Source organism: Vibrio sp. D54 (genome assembly GCF_021728075.1).
Taxonomy (GTDB): Bacteria; Pseudomonadota; Gammaproteobacteria; order Enterobacterales; family Vibrionaceae; genus Vibrio; species Vibrio alginolyticus.
Map to the genome: position 1 here is coordinate 239,718 of NZ_JAKKCS010000001.1, position 19,616 is coordinate 259,333.

At 44.4% G+C, this 19,616-nt stretch carries 14 protein-coding genes; 7 read left to right on the plus strand and 7 right to left on the minus strand.

The features are described from left to right. Nucleotides 1–83: 83 nt before the first annotated feature. From L3V37_RS01075 to pdxY, 6 genes are all read left to right on the plus strand, one after another. Nucleotides 84–1,280, plus strand: a complete 1,197-nt coding sequence (locus tag L3V37_RS01075; protein ID WP_237305671.1) for a tetratricopeptide repeat protein — start codon at nucleotides 84–86, stop codon at nucleotides 1,278–1,280. Between the two features lie 537 nt (nucleotides 1,281–1,817). Next, nucleotides 1,818–2,264, plus strand: a complete 447-nt coding sequence (locus L3V37_RS01080; RefSeq protein ID WP_025768646.1) for a helix-turn-helix transcriptional regulator — start codon at nucleotides 1,818–1,820, stop codon at nucleotides 2,262–2,264. A gap of 410 nt (nucleotides 2,265–2,674) precedes the next feature. After that, the gene (gene speF / locus L3V37_RS01085; RefSeq protein ID WP_237305672.1) at nucleotides 2,675–4,855 is read left to right on the plus strand and encodes an ornithine decarboxylase SpeF; all 2,181 of its coding nucleotides are present in this window, start codon (nucleotides 2,675–2,677) and stop codon (nucleotides 4,853–4,855) included. Nucleotides 4,856–4,916: 61 nt separating this feature from the next. Further along, on the plus strand, nucleotides 4,917–6,227 hold the full coding sequence (potE, locus tag L3V37_RS01090) for a putrescine-ornithine antiporter (protein WP_005374814.1): 1,311 nt from the start codon (nucleotides 4,917–4,919) through the stop codon (nucleotides 6,225–6,227). Between the two features lie 147 nt (nucleotides 6,228–6,374). Next, nucleotides 6,375–6,563, plus strand: coding sequence for an AbrB/MazE/SpoVT family DNA-binding domain-containing protein (locus tag L3V37_RS01095; RefSeq protein WP_005374817.1), 189 nt, complete (start codon nucleotides 6,375–6,377; stop codon nucleotides 6,561–6,563). A 101-nt stretch (nucleotides 6,564–6,664) separates the two neighbouring features. Next, a complete protein-coding gene (pdxY, locus tag L3V37_RS01100) occupies nucleotides 6,665–7,534 on the plus strand; it encodes a pyridoxal kinase PdxY (protein ID WP_213886428.1) in 870 nt (289 codons plus the stop codon). 65 nt (nucleotides 7,535–7,599) lie between these two features. Here the strand turns inward: pdxY and sstT are convergent, their stop codons facing one another. From sstT to malT, 7 genes are all read right to left on the minus strand, one after another. Then, nucleotides 7,600–8,817: a serine/threonine transporter SstT gene (sstT, locus tag L3V37_RS01105; RefSeq protein ID WP_005374821.1), complete on the minus strand. Its 1,218-nt coding sequence runs from the start codon at nucleotides 8,815–8,817 to the stop codon at nucleotides 7,600–7,602. Between the two features lie 356 nt (nucleotides 8,818–9,173). Continuing rightward, nucleotides 9,174–10,250 carry a ribosome small subunit-dependent GTPase A gene (gene rsgA, locus L3V37_RS01110; protein ID WP_237305673.1) on the minus strand — a complete coding sequence of 359 codons (1,077 nt, stop codon included), beginning with the start codon at nucleotides 10,248–10,250 and terminating at the stop codon, nucleotides 9,174–9,176. 275 nt (nucleotides 10,251–10,525) lie between these two features. Then, the gene (locus L3V37_RS01115; protein ID WP_005384641.1) at nucleotides 10,526–10,834 is read right to left on the minus strand and encodes a PTS transporter subunit EIIB; all 309 of its coding nucleotides are present in this window, start codon (nucleotides 10,832–10,834) and stop codon (nucleotides 10,526–10,528) included. Continuing rightward, on the minus strand, nucleotides 10,824–11,438 hold the full coding sequence (locus L3V37_RS01120) for an SCO family protein (RefSeq protein ID WP_042522188.1): 615 nt from the start codon (nucleotides 11,436–11,438) through the stop codon (nucleotides 10,824–10,826). Before L3V37_RS01120 ends, L3V37_RS01115 begins: the two co-directional genes overlap by 11 nt. A gap of 9 nt (nucleotides 11,439–11,447) precedes the next feature. Further along, nucleotides 11,448–11,873, minus strand: coding sequence for a hypothetical protein (locus L3V37_RS01125; protein WP_017820123.1), 426 nt, complete (start codon nucleotides 11,871–11,873; stop codon nucleotides 11,448–11,450). A 243-nt stretch (nucleotides 11,874–12,116) separates the two neighbouring features. Further along, on the minus strand, nucleotides 12,117–13,034 hold the full coding sequence (locus L3V37_RS01130) for a DUF368 domain-containing protein (protein WP_031778872.1): 918 nt from the start codon (nucleotides 13,032–13,034) through the stop codon (nucleotides 12,117–12,119). Nucleotides 13,035–13,612: 578 nt separating this feature from the next. Then, nucleotides 13,613–16,321, minus strand: a complete 2,709-nt coding sequence (gene malT, locus L3V37_RS01135) for an HTH-type transcriptional regulator MalT (protein ID WP_005374834.1) — start codon at nucleotides 16,319–16,321, stop codon at nucleotides 13,613–13,615. A gap of 734 nt (nucleotides 16,322–17,055) precedes the next feature. Between malT and L3V37_RS01140 the strand changes: the two genes are divergently transcribed. After that, complete coding sequence (locus tag L3V37_RS01140) at nucleotides 17,056–19,509, plus strand: glycogen/starch/alpha-glucan phosphorylase (protein WP_005374836.1); 2,454 nt, start codon at nucleotides 17,056–17,058, stop codon at nucleotides 19,507–19,509. Nucleotides 19,510–19,616: the final 107 nt, after the last annotated feature.

Genomic DNA, 19,616 nt, shown 5'->3' on the forward strand with positions numbered 1-19,616 from the left:
TAGTCGGCGTGATGTCGGCGCGTAATCATAAGATTTCCCTGAAAGGGAGTTGAATTGGGCCCTGAAACCAAAAGAGGCTATTTATGAGTAGTATGGGCATTGCCATTGCGGCAACTGGCCTTTCACTCGTCCTGATATTTGTGTGGATGATCTCGTTGTCGATGCGGAAACAGAGACTCGAGGCAGAGAGGAAAGCTCGCGAAGCCGCTTATCGAAAGGCGATGCATAAAGCGCGAGAGCAAGAGCGTAAAGAGCGAGAGTTCAAAGCAGAAACCGGGCATATCCCCACCATTTTATTTCTAGCGAAAGAAGCCGAAAAGGACAACATTCGTCAAGCGCTGTATTGGTATGATAAAGCCGCTAAACTGGACAATGTGACGGGGATGTACGGCATTGTTCGCTTAAGTGAACGCATGCGCGAAGATGTGATTTTAAAAGAGCAGGCAAACTTCTGGCGTACCGCAATTGCGGGAATGGAAGGGGATACCGAAGCGAAATTTTCGACGGGCAAGGCCTTGGTCTTTGGTCGAGGAACTGAAAAAAATATCCCAAAAGGTAGCCAACTGATTGAAACGGCCGCCGAAGAAGGTTGCATTGATGCCATGATTTATATGGGGGAATGGCAGCTTTCACCAGACAATAGTGCAGGACGCAGTGCAGATGCGCTTTACTGGTTTATGAAAGCGGCGGAAAAAGACAGTGCGGATGGCAAAATCCAAGTCGGCTTATGTTACCTAAATGGCATTGGTACAGAAAAAAGCATGGTTAAAGGTTGCTACTGGCTAGAACGGGCCGCGGAAGGTGGCAGTGCTAAAGCGATGTATCATGCTGGCGAAGCGTGGAAGGATAAAGGTAAAACGGGTAATGCAATTGCTTACGTTTGGCTGTTTCTTTCTGCCAATATGGGCTACCAACCTGCGCGTACGTTGCGTGATGAAGTGGCGACCAATATTGGTGTTGATGTTGTCGTTGGATTGCAGTCCATAGCGAAGCCGTTGCAAAGAAAGCTGGCCTCAGGAATGGTGAGAAAGCACTCTATTATTCGAGCCCTTAACAAAGTGTACAAACGCGAAGCGTATTTTCCTGCGGAAGAGGAGCTCAATGCGGTGTTGAATGATGAGAATAAAGACGCCTCCGAAGCTTGGGAGGATACATCAACACTAGATTTTCAGCCTAACATGACAACGGTAACAGCAGAAGGCCAGGCAAGCACATCGCCCAACGAAAAAAAGCTCTCTAAAGAGGCGCTCGATTTCACTCAAAACTTCCTTCAGCCATAACCTATCTTATCCAAAAGCCTCAAGATTGAGGCTTTTCTTTTGCTCTTTTGCCAGTATCTCTATCAGTCACGACAACAGAATGTAAACTTACTTAAGCAGTCATTTTACTGATGTGCATACTATTTATGCGATTTTTCAACATATTTTTAGTACTTAACTAAGATGGGATCTGTTTACCTTAAAAAAGAGGTTTTTCCCTCTTTATTTACTTCCGCTATTGGGCTTAGATCAAGACTTTTCAATTGATAGTAATAATGATTGAAGAGCAATACTTGATGCCCTGATTTATAGGTGAATAGTACTCATTACTTTATCTAATAATGTAAATTAAAAAATGTATTATAAATCTTAAATTGTTCTTTTATATTTAGGTGTCGATTATTGATTTTATGATTAATTAGGCGCAAGATAACGTAAAAATAAAATAGCATAGTTAATATGCAGAATTACACTAGGAAGTAACTTTTTCATTACATGTTTCATAATAAATAGAGATAATTTTTTATCTCTGTTTTTATTTATATTAGAGATTTGTGTATGTTGAGAATCATTAGTGCAGATAAATTTATCTCTTCAAGGTTTATCTTAGAGTACAGTAAGGCTGAGTTCGCTTCTTTATTAGGTGTTTCCGTCGCTAAAATAAGTAATATTGAAAGTGGAAAATCTTCAATCCCCCCGGTGTATGATTACGCCATTAATTACTTGTTGAGTGAACATCCATTTAAAGATAGTGCTGTTGAGGCTTTATGTTCTCACGAAACGTTAAACTTTGCTCGTCGTATTGACGTCAATACCAAAGTAAAACGCTTGTCCTGTAAGCGTTGTGATAGCCGTAGACTGCACGTTATGGCTGGCATGAGTGGCTTGTATTTTGTCGAGTGCATGGATTGTAAACACACTATGTACTCGTCAGGCATGTCTGTAAAACGTTATCAGCAATGGTCGAATGATGGAGTCAAACTAGATAGTCATTTATTTAATTGAATTGTGTTTCCTTTGCACCTAAAGTAAAAAGCCATCAATACATGTGTTGATGGCTTTTTTATTATGTGTTTAAATTTAGTTAAAATTAAAATATTTATCATTCCTAATAATATACTCCTAATAATTATATAGTGATGGAAATCTCAAAAAATTATTTTCTTGATATTTTATTTCTAACAATAATGGTTGTGGTCACACAATTTTTAATTGTTTTTCCTTTTAATTCTGGTTTCAATATCATTGGACTATCAATTGGAAAGTGATGAAGGTCGCGAAATTTTAATTCGAGGAAATAAGTCTTTTAAATGTGAAAATTTAATCACGAAATTTGTTTTTTGAATTTTAAATATCGTTTTCGTTTGTAATATCTGTACTTGTCAATTTTAAAGAACAAAAAAGAGATATTCCAAATGAAAAGTTTAATTATAGGTGTTAGTAATTACATGCCAGAAGACTTCAGTTTATTAGCTGAGTCTTTAGATGAACAATTTAATCGTCATTTACAACCTTTAGAGCAAGTTGAATTAACCGACGTTGGTGCGGCTATTATTACTTCAGCAGACATTAAAGCAGGTCTGCATAAAATGATTTCTGAAACGGGTTACGGTATTCCAGTTTTCTTAGTAACGGATGAAAACCCAGTTTCGGCAGAAGATTACGTTTGGCTAACTGGCGTTATCGATTTAGAAAGACAATCTATTGAGTACTACTGTCGTCAAATCAATGAAGCAGTAACCAAGTACGAATGTCGTCTTCTTCCTCCTTTCTTCAAGCAATTAACGCACTATGTTGAGATGGGTAACTCAGCGTTTGACTGTCCGGGACACCAAGGTGGTCAGTTCTTCAAAAAACACCCAGCTGGTAAACAGTTCTACGATTTCTTTGGCGAAAACCTGTTCCGTAGTGACTTGTGTAACGCGGACGTGGATTTAGGTGACTTGCTGATCCACGAAGGTTCTGCACACCAAGCGCAAGCGCACGCTGCAAAAGTATTTAACGCGGACAAAACTTACTTCGTACTCAACGGTACTTCTGCTTCAAACAAAGTGGTGTGTAACGCGCTGGTAACTGAAGGTGATTTGGTACTGTTCGACCGTAACAACCACAAATCGAACCACCACGGTGCGTTAATCCAAGCGGGTGGTATGCCAGTTTACTTAGAAACGGCGCGTAACCCTTGGGGCTTTATCGGTGGTATGGATGAACACTGTTTCGATGAAGAATACATTCGTGCTCAAATCGCGAAAGTGGACCCAGAACGTGCACGCGATGAACGTCCTTTCCGTCTTGCTATTATCCAGCTTGGTACTTACGACGGTACTATCTACAACGCTCGCTACGTAATGGATAAGATAGGTCATCTTTGTGACTACATCCTGTTTGACTCTGCGTGGGTTGGTTATGAGCAGTTCATCCCTATGATGAAAGACTGTTCACCACTGCTGCTGGATTTGAAACCAGAAGACGCAGGTGTGATCGTGACTCAGTCTGTTCACAAACAACAAGCTGGCTTCTCTCAAACATCGCAAATCCACAAAAAAGACCGCCATATCAAAGGTCAAGCTCGTTACTGTAACCACAAACGCTTTAACAACGCGTTTATGATGCACGCATCGACTTCACCATTCTACGCACTGTTCTCTGCGCTTGATGTGAACGCGAAGATCCACGACGGCGAAGCAGGTCTGCGTTTATGGCGCGATGCGGTTAAGACAGGTATCGAAGCGCGTAAAGAAATCCTTAAGAGTTGTGAATTGATTCGTCCGTTCATTCCAGATGAAGTCGAAGGCCAACCTTGGGGCAGCTACGACACTGACGTGATAGCAACGAACAAGAAATTCTTCATGTTTGAGCCAAACGCAAGCTGGCACAAATTTGAAGGTTACGGTGAAGGTCAATACTTCGTTGATCCATGTAAATTGTTGCTAACTACTGCGGGTATTGCAGAAGACGGCAGCTATGCAGATTTCGGTATTCCTGCAACGCTATTGGCGAACTTCCTTCGTGAAAACGGCATCATCCCTGAGAAGTGTGACTTGAACTCTATCTTGTTCCTACTCACTCCTGCGGAAGATATGGGTAAGATCCGTCACCTTGTAGCTCAAATTAACCGATTCGAAAAATTCATCCGTGATGATGCGCCTCTAAGTATCGTACTTCCAAGCGTCTACGAAGCGAATAAAGAACGCTACCGTGGCTACACCATCCGTCAGCTATGTCAGGAAATGCATGACATGTACAAAGAGCTGAACGTGAAACAGCTACAAAAAGCGATGTTCCGCAGCGAGTACTTCCCACAAATGGTTCACAAACCTGACGTAGCAACACGCAAATACTTCCGTGGTGAATGCAATTACCTACCACTTAAAGAGGCCGTTGGTCGCGTAGCCGCTGAAGGTGCACTTCCTTACCCTCCAGGCATCATCTGTGTGATCACTGGTGAAATCTGGACTCAACAGGTGGTGGATTACTTCCTATCTCTAGAAGAAGGCATCAACCGCTTCCCAGGCTTCGCGCCAGAAATTCAAGGTGTGTACCTTGAAGATGTTAACGGTCGCACTACCGCACATTGTTATGTCCTAAAAGATTAATCTACCCGTTCGCACCACGCTCCGGCGTCGGTGCGAACCGCTTATTCGTGGAGAATAATTTATGAGTACTGAAACTAAAAAAATGTCGGTGGTGCAGTTAACCATTCTGACATTCATCAACATGGCCGGCTCCGGCATCATCATGCTGCCAAGTAAACTGGCGCAAGTGGGCACCATTTCTGTGTTGTCTTGGCTGATCACGGCAGCGGGCTCTTTAGCGTTGGCTTACGTGTTCGCAAAATGTGGTCGCTTTAGTAAACGTGACGGCGGTATGAACGGTTACGCGTCTTATGCATTTGGTAAATCGGGTGCATTTATGGCGGGCTGGACTTACGGTTTGTCGCTCCTTATTGCGAACATTGCGATCGCGATTACTTGTGTGGGTTACGGCTCCGCATTCTTTGAAGTGACCCTATCTCCGGTCGAAACCTGTTTGTACACCATCGCCATTCTTTGGATTTGTACTTTCGCTAACTTCGGTGGTGCGAAAATCACAGGTCAAATTGGTACATTCACCGTGTGGGGCGTAATCCTTCCAGTATGTTCATTGGGTATTGTGGGTTGGTTCTGGTTTAACCCAACCATGTACATTGAGGCTTGGAACCCACACAGCTTGCCATTTGGTGAGGCAGTGAGTGCTTCTATTGCGATGACATTATGGGCATTCCTTGGTCTTGAATCAGCTTGTGCGAACTCTGAAGCGGTAGAAAACCCAGAGAAGAACGTACCAATCGCAGTGCTAGGTGGTACGCTAATCGCGGCTGTGGTTTACATTGTATCGACAAACATCTGTTCTGGTATCGTCGCAAACTCTGAGCTTGCCGCTTCTACAGCGCCATTCTCAACCGTATGGACAGTGATGCTAGGTTCTGCCGCTGGTAAAGTGGTTGCGGGTATGGCGGTATTGGCTTGTGCGGGCTCTCTATTGGGTTGGCAATTCACTATCGCGTCAGTGTTCAAATCGTCTTCTGATGCGGGCTTCTTCCCTAAATTGTTCTCTCAAGTGGACAAACGCGGCACACCGATCAAAGGTATGATCGCGATTACTATCATCCAATCAGTATTGTCTCTAATGACGATTTCTCCAACGCTGAACGAGCAGTTCGAAGCACTGGTTAACCTAGCGGTAGTAACAAACGTTATTCCTTACATCTTATGTATGGGCGCAATCTTTATTATGCAGCAAGTGGCGCACGTGCCAGAGCGCGAGATGAAAACCACCAACGTTATCGCTCTGATTGGCTCTCTGTACAGCTTCTATGCGCTTTACGGCTCCGGCTACGAAGCGATGATGTGGGGCTCTATCGTAACCTTCCTAGGCTGGAGTGCTTACGGTCTGATTGCTGCGAAGCATGAGCCTTTAGCAAATTAAAAAATAATACAGAAAGAGCCTTCCCAAACGCGGTGTGGAAGGCTCTTTGTTTTTAGGCATTTACGCCAAATCCAAGTCAGCTCGATGTATTTGAGGCTAGACATCCAATGACGTGAAAACTCATTTTCGACATTTGGAGGACGAAAGATGATAAGTCAACCTGTTAAAATCGGTGACGACACCGCCGTAGTCATTCCAAGCGTAATCCTGGCTCAGCTCGGGATAAGGGAAGGAGATACCCTAGAAATCGCACTGAATAAAGACAAAATGGAAATTAAGAAGATGGTGTTGAAAACCAACGCTCCAACTTACTCTGAAGATATTGAGGAGAATTGAGTTAGAGAATCTTGGTTTGTCGGATACACTACTGGTTTCGCAAAACTGGCGCTTGCCGCTGTCTTTGAACTATCGATAACTACAATAAGAGGTAAGGTACTATGCAAGGTATCCTCTCTATACAATCTCATGTTTCTTTTGGTCATGCTGGTAACAGCAGTGCCGTTTTCCCAATGCAACGCATGGGTTTCGAAGTATGGCCGATTCATACCGTTCAATTTTCTAACCACACGCAGTATCAAGAAGGCTGGACTGGGCGAGCGTTTGCGGCTGAAGACATCAGCGAGTTAGTTCGTGGCCTTGGTAACATCGGCGCACTGGAAAAGTGCCAAGCGGTATTGACGGGCTACCAAGGTAGCGCAGAGCAGTGCCTTGCTGTTGAAGATACCGTGACGAAAGTGAAGCAAGCGAACCCGAACGCACTTTATGTTTGCGACCCTGTGATGGGCGCGCCAGACAAAGGCTGCATTGTGGCTCCGGGCATTGCTGAAAATCTTCTAACGCGTTTGATGCCAATGGCGGACGTGATCGTTCCGAACCAATTCGAGCTAAGTCAATTTGCTGAGATGGAAATCCACTCACTAGACGATGCGATCACCGCATGCCAACGTGCGCTAGAGAAAGGTCCAAAAGTGGTGCTAGTTAAGCACCTTTACTGCCTAGAAAATGGCAGCTTTAACATGCTATTGGCTACGCAAGAAGGCATTTACCTTGCGAAGCGTCCTCAATTTGAGTTTGCTAAACAACCTGTCGGCGTGGGCGATCTTATTTCAGCTATCTTTACCGCGGGACTCTTAAAAGGCTGGTCTCCTAAACAAGCTTTCCAACATTGTCACGACGCGTGTTACGGGGTGTTGAGTGCAACGTACCATGCGGGTGAGTGGGAGCTGCAAACTATTGCTGCGCAGCAAGAGTTTGTTGAGCCAAGTAAGCATTTCTCAATTGAAGAGGTGGCTTTGGTCACCGCGTAATTGAGCGCAATTAAACAAAAAAGGGGAGCCATCATCGGCTCCCCTTTCTCTTTGTTCTGTCAGTCTTACTGAGCTTTTTGCTGCTCTGATTTACAAACTGCTGCCGTAAAGACAACGTCTGTTGAGCTGTTTAGCGCAGTTTCAGCAGAGTCTTGAATCACACCGATAATGAAGCCAACCGCTACAACCTGCATTGCTACGTCGTTTGAGATACCAAACAGGCCACACGCAAGTGGGATAAGTAGTAGAGAGCCACCTGCAACACCTGATGCGCCGCATGCAGAAACCGCAGCTACAATACTTAGAAGTAGCGCAGTCAGTAGATCAACTTCGATACCCATAGTGTGCACAGCTGCAAGCGTTAGCGTTGTGATAGTGATTGCAGCACCAGCCATGTTGATGGTCGCACCTAGAGGAATAGATACTGAGTATGTATCCTCGTCCAGTTTTAGCTTCTCACATAGTGCCATGTTTACTGGAATATTCGCCGCACTTGAACGAGTGAAGAACGCTGTTACACCACTTTCACGCAGACAACGGAATACAAGTGGGTAAGGGTTTTGTTTGGTTTTAACGAACACGATCGCCGGGTTTACAACGAGTGCGATGATCATCATTGCGCCAAGAAGAACCGCCAGAAGGTGTGCGTAGCTTGCTAGCGCGCTAAAGCCCGTTGTCGCAAACGTTGAAGCAACCAAGCCAAAGATACCAAATGGTGCAAGACGAATGATAAAGCGCACAATGTGAGACACGCTGTGGCTTAGATCTTCAAATACGGCCTTCGTTGTCGCCGATGCGTGGTGTAGTGCAAGACCCAGACCCACACCCCAAGCAAGAATGCCGATGTAGTTTGCTTCTACTAGTGCATTTACTGGGTTGTCGACCAGTTTAAATAACAGTGTGCGTAGAATTTCAGCAATACCTTGAGGAGGCGTTGCACCTTCAGCGCCGGTGACAAGCGTTAAATTGGTCGGGAAAAGGAAGCTTAGAACCACTGCTGATAGCGCCGCGAAGAATGTACCCATCAGGTACAGTACAACGATTGGGCGCATGTAAGTGTGTTGGTTTTTCTTTTGGTTTGCAATTGAAGCGGCAACCAAAATAAACACAAGGATTGGGGCGATCGCTTTAAGCGCACCGACAAAAAGGCTACCAATTAATCCCGCGCTTTCGGCATGGCTTGGAGAAATTGTCGCGAGCAAAATACCAAAGACGATACCGACAAGGATCTGGACGACGAGGTTACCACGAGCATATCGGGCAACGAGGCTGTTGTGTTGCATACATCATTCCTGCAATTTTATGCCAGAGTGGCAGGGCAATAGTCCATCATTACACGGCGATAATGCCCTTATATTACAAGGGGTGAGCATTGCTTCTGGTCACTAAGACACATGATTATCAATTATCCTGTTTTTATAAATTCAGCCATTTTCTTGCTGAATATCACATATCTTAGCTTGGTAATATTTTGTGTCTAGTTTTAGTTTGTTTTTGGATTAAATGTTTGCTCAATGTTATTTAAATAAGATTTTCATGTTGAAAATTATCATTAGTTATGAGTAATGGTTTTTAATAAAGTTGTTAAAAAGGAGACTTTCGTCTCCTTTGATTTTATTGACAACTCAAACGCAACAAATTAATAACTTTGTTGGCGCCTGCGCTTATCACTCATGGCATTTCGAGTGAGTTTCCCGAACTGTCGACTTTGAGCTCGTTGCTCTGCCAAAGTCGCACCGTTAAAGGCTTGTTCTCGCAATAGTTTTTGATAGTTATTGAAACGACGAACTTCCAGTTTGCCATTTTCAATCGCAGTTTGAATTGCGCAACCCGGCTCAGTTTGATGCTGGCAATCACCAAAGCGACAACGCTGAGCGAGCGCCTCAATGTCAGAAAATGCCTCACTGACCCCCGATTCACAATCTGCTAGTTGAAGCTCGCGCATTCCCGGAGTATCAATCAAGATGCCGCCATCAGGTAATAGATGGATAGAGCGCGATGTAGTTGTATGTCGACCTTTGCTATCGTCTTCACGAATATGCCCAGTTGTCTGTTCTTGTTGCCCGAGTAATGCATTAACAAGAGTTGATTTGCCAACGCCTGAAGAACCGATAAAAGCGAGGGTTTGTCCTTCTTTGCACCAGGTCATGAGTTTAGAAGCACTCTCTATTTCTAAGCCGTTGACTGTCTCTATAGCTAATAGAGGGTCGAGCTTCTGTACTTGGCTTTTTAGTTCATCAGTATTGTCACACAAATCGGCTTTGGAAAGCACGATGACGGGTTCGACTTCGGCTTCATGAGCCAAGGCAAGATAACGTTCAATACGACTTAAATTGAAGTCGTCGTTAAGGGAACAGACGATAAACACTGTATCCACATTGGCTGCGATGAGTTGCTCTGCCACTTTGCTGCCAGCGGCTTTGCGGCTAAAGAGGCTCAAGCGATCCAGTAAGCGAACAAATTGCTGATCTTCATTTAAGATTACCCAGTCTCCGACGGTCATATTGGGTAAAGAATGGTGGGCATTAAGATGAACTTGCCCAGTTTCTGTTGCCAATAAATAACCACTTCGGTGATGCGCAATTACACGAGCAAAGATAGTGTTGTCGTAATCGTCTAATGTCAGTTGTTGCTGAAAAAATGGTTTCCAACCCAATTGTTTTAGAGGGTTTGAAGTTGAAACTAATGTGTCACAAAAAGTATGTGTTTGATTCATTATTGAATTATCCCAGACGCAACAAAGCGCCTTAATACAAATCGCATTAGGGTCTAATTCGGATAGAGTTGACCCCGGTGAAGACCGGGCAGAGAAGGGGAGTTGTGGTTATGCCACAGAGTTGGTGCTGTTAGGGTTACCCTTGCGATGCCCAGTTAGTGTTATTCAATACAATCATCTTGTGTCCTCTTCGTTGGTTAATAAATAAGTGAGTTAATTAAGCCAAAAGAGTATAGCTGCCCTTTTTTAAAGAGGGTAGCTATACTGCAAAAATATTAACTTTGTTTTGTGATGCGCTCTTCCATAATCTGCGAATACGTGTTGGCTTTTAAGCCGTATATGATTTGGACATGACGATCATCCAATATCACAACTCCATGCGCGCCATGATTTTTGAGTGCGTTCTTATCGATGACGGACGTCGCTCTGAGGGTAAGACGCAGCCGAGTCGCACATGCACCAGTTTCTAGCAGGTTCTCTATGCCCCCAATGGCGTCAATGATGGTATCGACGTCTTGTTCGACATTGGGGTTGGTATGAGTTAGGAAATTGAAAAATTGCTTCAGCACTGACTTAACCGTCATTTGAAGAGCCTTCGGTCGTTAGTTTTGAAATGGCTTCAACAATCGGTGCCGGCGAGAGCGTATGCGGTACTTTAGTGATTAACGTGCCATCCGGCTTCAAGAAGTAAAAGTAAGAGCTATGATCCAGCGTGTACTTTAGTTCCGAGCCTTCCAATTCTGTCTTGCGGAAAATGACACCATAGTTGTGTGCCAAAGGTGTCGTTACATCAAGTGGTGCCGATAGGCCTTCAATCATTGGATGGAAGTAATGGGCATATTTTGCTGATGCATCGGCCTCATCACGCTCTGGGTCTAAAGAAATGAACATCGGACGTAGTTGTGCTTTTTGCGCGTCGTCAATTTGATTCAGTGCTCCTGCCAGCATTGCAAGAGAAGTTGGGCAAACGTCTGGGCAGCGAGTAAAGCCAAAATAGACGACTCGGATGCGAGGGTCATTCACATCGAAGATATTGACGGCTTGGTTATTTTCCCCAAACAATACCGTTTGTTGAGAGGTGGAACTGTCCACTTGCTCTGGCTTCGTTTTCTGATTATCTAAATAGCTCTTTACGCCAAACCCGAGTGCGAAAGCAGCTACGAGAAATAGGGACCAATTGCGGCTCATAACGATTCCTTATCTTTGCATTTTTATAGCAGGGTAAACGGTATTCTCTCCATCACTGAGTTCACCAACCCAAGTCATTGCATCCTCCGTGCAAACCGGGAGAATGATGTCACCTTGATATTGGCCAGGAGCGATTTGCTTAAGCAAAAACTTGGGCTCACCCATCTCCATTTCTCTTCCTGAAAGACTTAGGATGAGTTGCTTAGCATCGCTTGTATGCCACTCAACATTTAGAGTGGTAGGAACCAAGGGTTGAGCAGTTTCTGAGTTTAGCGTCATCGTAACATTTTCTTGGACGCAAGAGGTTGTAGAGAGAAAGCAGTATTCATCTATTGACTTGCTTTGAGTGGAAGAAGAAAAGCTTTTTATTAGAGTCGGGGCATAAAATCCCGCAACTAATGCGGCTGAAACAGCGGCGATTTGTAACACTTTCATTAAGGTTCAGCATTTATCACTTAACATTACGAGCATCGTAGCACAGATGCGCCGCTCGCCAACTCGTGACCTCGGTAAATTGTGCGTTATACCTCGGTGACCAGCTTCCTAGTAACGCGACGGACTTTATTGCATCAAATACAGCAGAGTTTTCAATTGAGATGTTTTGCCCTTAGCCAATAGATAAAAACGGAGCCAATTGGCTCCGTTTTTATTTGGTTCAGTATGTGTTTGATACCAAGGTTATTTATCTGAATCTGCGAATTTCTCTAGACCCAAAACCAGAGCAATGGCTGCAAGCATCATTACGACAGCAAGTACTAACTGAGAAGGTTGTGATGTCACGTGTTCAAATTCAAATGGTGATAGGTTGTGCTGTAGCAATGGCACTTGTTCGCCCTTCGAATTGGTGCGCCAAGTGATGGTTTCTTTCCATGGCCAAATCTTTGGCAACGTACCAATCATTAATCCAGTCAAAAACATCAGGGTGAAATCACGGAACTTGCGTAGTAACCACGACAATAAGTGAGAGAAGGACAGTAAACCGATCACGCAGCCAGACAAAAATAGCGCTAATGTATCGACTTGAAAACCTTTCACTGCGGCTAATACAGGAGCATACATGCCAATCAGCAGCAAAATAAAACTGCCAGAGATACCCGGCAAGATCATCGCACAAATCGCGATAGCTCCAGCGAATAAGGTGTTAATGGCCGTTGGTTCCATGTGTAAAGGTTTGAGCACAGTAATACTATAAGCAAACCCGACACCAACGAGCAGAATGACAAAGCGGACAAGATCGCGTTGCTCAACCTGACGAATAATGTGATACACAGAGACCAAAATCAGGCCAAAGAAAAATGACCAGAGTGGGATCGGGTGTGTGTCAAGAAGCCAAGTAATCAACTTTGCTAGCGTTGCAATACTGGTGAAAATGCCGGCAAACAGAGCGATAAGGAAGAATCCGTTGATGTGATTAAACGCGGCTTTAACCCCTTCTTTTCGCCAGATAGAGAAAAGTGAGGGGTTAATGCGTCGAATGCTTTCAAGCAGCGTATCGTAAATACCAGTGATAAACGCGATGGTGCCGCCAGATACACCAGGTACAACATCTGCTGCACCCATGGCGATTCCCTTGAAGAAAGTAATTAAGTAGTTCATTGCTCTAATGCTAAGTCGTTTCGATGGCAGAGAGTATACAAACATTGCGATGAAAAAAGTATGAAATAGTGCTGTAACTACTTGGTTTTATATCCAATCTATTGCCTATCTTTATTACCCGCCAAGAGACAATGCCGCCGTAACGAGCTTTTAATGCTTGGTTTACATTTTTGAGATGATTAACTCTACTATCAATTATTAATCTTGGTTGCATTATGCAATTGCAATTTGCATTATCAAATTGCATTTTGATAATTTGCGCGTGAACAAATCCAGCTTATATGAGATCTTGTGCCCAAAAATAAGTCTTTGCATTTTGGCATGATTAATGCATAATACTGCTCGACCCTTCTTAAGCCGAGGGTCACCTAGCCAACTGACGTTGTTAGTGAATACAATTTGTTCACACTAAATATAAGCCAATCGCGATTATTGCGGTTGGCTATTTTTTTATATGAACAACGTTACTTACGTGCTTTGCAAATTGCACTTCTCTTCCTGTCAGTCATAAAAAAGGGCTGACGTGTTACGCCAACCCTTGTGTTTTACTTTACGTTTTAACCCGTTTATCTAGCAGTTCAGTATCCCATTAACTGTAGCAAATTTTCAGCTGTCACAATGGCTTCTTTACGATTAGCAATATTAAGCTTTTGGTACAGGTTGCGAATGTGGGTTTTAATTGTCGTACCTGCCACATCCAGCTCTTGTGCGATTTGCTCGTTACTAAAGCCTGAATAAATCAGCCCCAGAACCTGCCATTCGCGTTGTGTTAATGGGCTGGTACGTACTAGCTCTGGCACATTAGGGTGATTCACCAACTTTTCAATAAAGTCTTCATCAAAGTGAATTGACCGGCTACGTTGATTCGATGAAATGTCCTTCATTAACTGTTGAGCACGGTGACGCTCAAGATCGCCCAGTTCATGGCGGAGGCTCAACTTCTCCAGCAGACCGCCAATGGTTGCACCATCAATCAGGAAGTTTCCGACCATGCCAGTTTGGTTCGTCATTACTAATGCTTCTTTTAACAGAGCCTTGGCTTGCTCCTCATCTTTTTGGCGAGCAGAAAGGACCGCTTCAACCACTAAGTTGCGATTAGTATCTGTGATTAGGTTAGTGCGACGAGCTTCACCTTGGAGGAAATCTAACGCAGCACGAGCGTCGGTATATTGGCCTAAGTTAATGTGGGCGCGGGCAATGTTACGCCATTGCAATTGAGAAAAGTGGTTGCATGCCGATTCAGGACGAACCGCAGTGTTGAGCCATTCTTGCATTGCATCGGTATTCCCGCGCGCTTGCCAAAATAGAATCAACGATAGTGAAGCGTTTGCAGTCCAATCTACATGGTAAGTCGACTGTTTCATCAAGTGTTGGATGTGCTCAATGAATTTACCGGCTTTGTCTAATTCACCGCGTCCAATCGCAATACGCGCCAACATCGAATAGCTATGTAAGTGCTTGCTTGGTGAATGGTTTTCGAGAATTTGCAGACCTTTGTACGCGCATTCTTCCGCTTCATCAAGTCGGTTCCAGCACCAAAGTACTTGCGCGCGAATACGCAGCAAAAATTCATGAAGAGGAACATGCTGAAGCTGCTGATCTTCAATCAGACGGAATGCGGAATCTTGTAGTTCAAAGGCAGCTTGCACGTAACCTTGTGCAATTAAAATCTCGCTTTGCTGCAATATTGCCCATAACGCTTGGTGATATACCTGGTACTGACGAGCTAGCTTTTCAGTTTGTTGCATCATTGGCAAAGCACGGTCTAGTTTACCTAGCACGTGGTTAACTTCACCAACAACCGAAGTCGCCACAATTCGGCTACGGTAAATTGTGTTATCAAGTTGGCTAAGCGCTAACTCCGCTAATTCGAGAGCTTTTTCTGGCTGGTTACTGTTGATAGCCACTTGAGCAAGCAACGCGTTTGCTTGACCTTGATAATGAATATCTAACGCAATGTTACGCTTTTTGTGTTCCTCTTCCGCTTCTTCAAGCAGGTGGCCCACTTGGTTATAACGATGCTGACTTTGAGCCAACCATGCTCGGAGCATCGTAAGTTTTGGGTGGCTGAACAACAGATCATCGTCCAACTTGTTAATTGAGCTTTCCAGTGTGCTGAGTTCGCCTTGGTTAAACATCTTCCAGCCGAATTCGTTTAGGATCTCTACCACTAAGTCCTTATCATTCGATTTTTGTGCATGATGAATCGCTTGGTGTGGTGCTTTTTGTTGTAACCAAGCGATAGCAGCATTGCGGTGGAGATCTTTTTCTTGCTGAGGAATACGAGCTTGGCGCTCATGAGATAAAAACTCGCCAAATAAGTTATGGAACCGGAACCAGTTCTGTTCCCCTTCGAGCGGGTAAATGAATAAGCCGTAACGGTTAAGCGATTCAATCATTCCCAGTGCGTCTTCGCGTTGGGTAAGGGCAAACACTAGCTCATCATTGAAGTGGTCAAGCACGGATACTTGCATTAAAAAGTGACGAGTTTCGTGATCGAGTAAGTCAAACACTTCTTCGACCAAGTAATCCCACAAGTGCGCGTGATTGAACTGCGATACCGACTCTACAGTTTGCGCCAATGTGCGGTTTTGATGTTGGGCTTGTAATGCGATCAACTGCATCGCCGATGGCCAACCTTCAACATAGGTTCTTAGGCTGTTCGCCATGTCTTCATCAATACCATCGGCGATACGCTGGTTAAAGAAGCGAGTGGTTTCTTCGGTATCAAACGCCAACATCTCGTTGCCAATTTCGATCATTAAATCACGAACACGTAAGTTTGCAGTGCCTAGAGGCGGCGCTGCACGACTGGTTACCACAACGGTGAGGTTGTCTGGCATGTGCTTTAAAAAGAAACGCATGGATTCATGGATTTCATCATTCGTGATTAAATGGTAGTCATCAAGCACCACGTAGCACTCTTGATGAAAGTCAGCCATTTCTGCGAATACTTCGCTAAATAGGGAGCGTAAAGACGAGATCTGACGTTTTTCCGCCAGTTTTTGTGCGTTAGCGCAACTGAAGTTGGTGGCTTTGTTTAATGCTTGAAGCAGATAGTTTACAAAGCGAAAGCCGTCGTTATCGCTGTCATCAATGCTGTACCAACCGACGTTTGGCTTATCGGATAGCCACTGCGCTGCCATTGTTGTTTTTCCGTAACCTGCTGGGGATCGGAATAAAACCAATTTGTAGTAAGGCGCTTGCTGTAGTAAGTCCAACACTCGTGGGCGCACGATGGCATTGTGCAGGCGTCCTGGTCGAGTAAGCTTAGATGGAATCCACATTAGTAGTTATGTCCTTATTTATGTATACCCAAATGACAGCAACGTGATCATTCTAGTAAAGCCCCCTTGAAAGCCGTCTTACTGAATGATGTCACCAGCATCAAAAACACTGTTTGAATACCGGATAATGTCGCTACTGTTGGGGCTTGCGTCCGTCTGAAAAACCATTCCATACGGTCACTTAAATATAAAAGCTAGCGAAAACTAGAAATAACTCACATCGCCTAATTCTAGTTTGTATAAAAAGCGTACAATCCTGTGAGCTGAGAGGGATGTTACGACATCAGAAATGTTCGTTACTTTGATCCACTTCCTAATTCTCAAGGGTTGATGGATTTACCATCAACTACGCCCTTTATTTGTGATTGTCGTCACTTAAATATCGTTTGTTTCGTTAGCGTTAAGATCGCGTTGCACATAGATTACGAAAAGTTCTTCTACGCTGACCGAGTTAATGTGACCGATATTACAATTTTCACATCATCAGATGAGTGGACTATAAAAAGCGTCATGAACGGGTTTTAACCTTTCTCACATTCCATTGTGATCAAAATCACTAAGAACTGGTGCAAAGTTCACTTTGTTGAGATTTGGATCACTAACCTAGCAATGGTACCCCCTCTACGCCCTCAGCCCTCCTCCTTCAAAGGATGAGAATTAGGAGGATGTTTATTCACAGAGGTAAATGCACGATGTATGGCAGATGAATTACCAAAAGACGTGAGAATTTCGTAATGAAACCTACTCAACAAAAACAATTTGACAAGAAGTCGTTCCAAGAAAGCGTAAAGAAACACCTATCTGTAACTTACGCTCATACGATTGAAAACGCAGACAGCCGCGCATGGTACCTAGCAATGGGGCATGCTCTGGCTGAATTTACTACTCTAGATTTGCTTGCGACAGAAGAAGATCCACGCATTAAAAGTGCGAAGAGCGTTAACTACCTTTCGCTAGAATTCCTTATCGGTCGTTTGACTGGTAACAACCTAATCAGCATGGGTCTGTACGAGCAAGTAACAGAAGCAATGGCTGAACTAGGTTACAACCTAACTGATCTGCTAGAAGAAGAGCGCGACCCATCATTGGGTAACGGTGGCCTTGGTCGTCTGGCTGCGTGTTTCATGGATTCATGTGCGGCACAAGAATTCCCAACTGTCGGCTATGGTTTACATTACGAATACGGTCTATTTAAACAGTCATTCAAAGATGGTCGCCAGCAAGAAGCACCTGACGCATGGCGCGGTGTAGAAGGTTACCCTTGGGAAATTGCGCGTCCAGAACTTGCGCAAGAGATCGGTTTCTACGGTCACGTTGAAGTGATTAACGAGAACGGTAAAGAAGTTCGCAAATGGGTACCAGGCATGACAGTAAGAGCAATGCCTTGGGATCTTCCAATTGTGGGTTACGAATCAGACACGGTTTACCCGCTACGTCTTTGGGAATGTCAGGCGATTGCACCATTCTCACTAGCAAGCTTTAACAATGGTGATTACTTCGAAGCTCAGCACGCACTGATCGACGCAGGTAACATCACTAAAGTGCTTTACCCGAATGACAACCACGAGAAAGGTAAAACACTGCGTCTAATGCAGCAGTACTTCCACTCAGCAGCGTCTGTACGTGACATCCTACGTCGCCACGAAGCTGCGGGCTACTCGCTAGCGGATCTACCTAAGCAAGAGACTATCCAGCTTAACGATACACACCCAACGATTGCGATTCCTGAACTAATGCGCATCCTGATGGATGAAAAAGGTTTAGCTTGGGAAGCGGCTTGGGAAATCAGCTCTAAGACATTTGCGTACACCAACCACACGCTACTTCCAGAAGCACTAGAGACATGGCCAGAGTCGCTAATCCAGCACCTGCTACCACGTCACATGGAGATCATTTACGAGATTAACCACCGCTTCCTACAAGACGTACGTGCAATGTGGCCGGGTGATGTCGCGAAGCAACAGAAGCTTTCTATCATCGAAGAAGGTTTCCACCGCATGGTTCGTATGGCAAACCTATGTGTAATCGGCTCTTACGCAGTAAACGGTGTAGCAGCACTTCACTCTGAATTGGTTAAGAAAGACCTATTCCCAGAGTTCCACGAAATGTACCCGACACGTCTACACAACGTAACGAACGGTATTACGCCACGTCGCTGGTTGAAGTTCTGTAACCCAGGTCTGTCTCAGCTTATCACTGAGAAAGTCGGCCCAGAATGGCCAGCGAAACTAGAGCAACTTGAAGGTATTGCGAAGTACGCTACTGACGCGACATTCCAAAAAGAATTCATGGCAGTGAAGAAAGAGAACAAAGAACGCCTAGCAACTTGGGTGAAAGAGAACATGGGTATCGAGCTCGATACTAATGCAATCTTCGATGTTCAAATCAAGCGTCTGCACGAGTACAAACGTCAGCATCTAGACTTGCTACACGTACTGTCTCTGTACCACCGTATTCTTAATGAACCAGGTTTTGAGTGTACGCCACGCGTTGTGTTCTTCGCAGCAAAAGCAGCACCGGGTTACCACCTAGCGAAAGAAATCATCTTCGCAATCAATAAGATTGCAGACAAGGTGAACAACGATCCTCGCATCGGTAACAAGCTGAAAGTGGTATTCATCCCTGACTACCGCGTGAGCATGGCTGAAATCATTATCCCTGCGGCTGACGTTTCTCAACAAATCTCGCTAGCGGGTAAAGAAGCATCAGGTACAGGTAACATGAAGATGGCGCTAAACGGTGCGCTAACTATCGGTACAATGGATGGTGCAAACGTTGAGATTCGTGAGGAAGTAGGCGATGAGAACATCTATATCTTCGGTCTAGATGTTGAAGGTGTGAAAGCGCTGAAAGCTCAAGGTTATAACCCATTTGATTACTACAATGCGGATCACTTACTCAAAGCGTCAATGGACTTGCTATTGGGTGAAGAGTTCACACCAGGCCAACCAGGCTTACTGCGTGCCACATACGACAGCCTACTAGACGGCGGTGACCCGTACTTATGTCTTGCGGACTTTGCATCTTACGTGAAAGCGCACGAAGACATGAGCGAACAATATAAAGATCAAGCTGGCTGGGCGAAGAAGGCCATTCTTAATACCGCCCTTGTTGGCAAGTTCACGTCAGACCGCTCAATCCGCGACTACGTGAACAATATCTGGAAACTTGAAGCGGTGAAACGCTAATAGAACCTAGTTAAGACCAAGGTAGCCAAGCGCTACCTTTGGTCATTTTCCAAAAGAAGTTATTGATAACAATAAAACCCTACATGGAAGGTGTTGGTATTACCTTC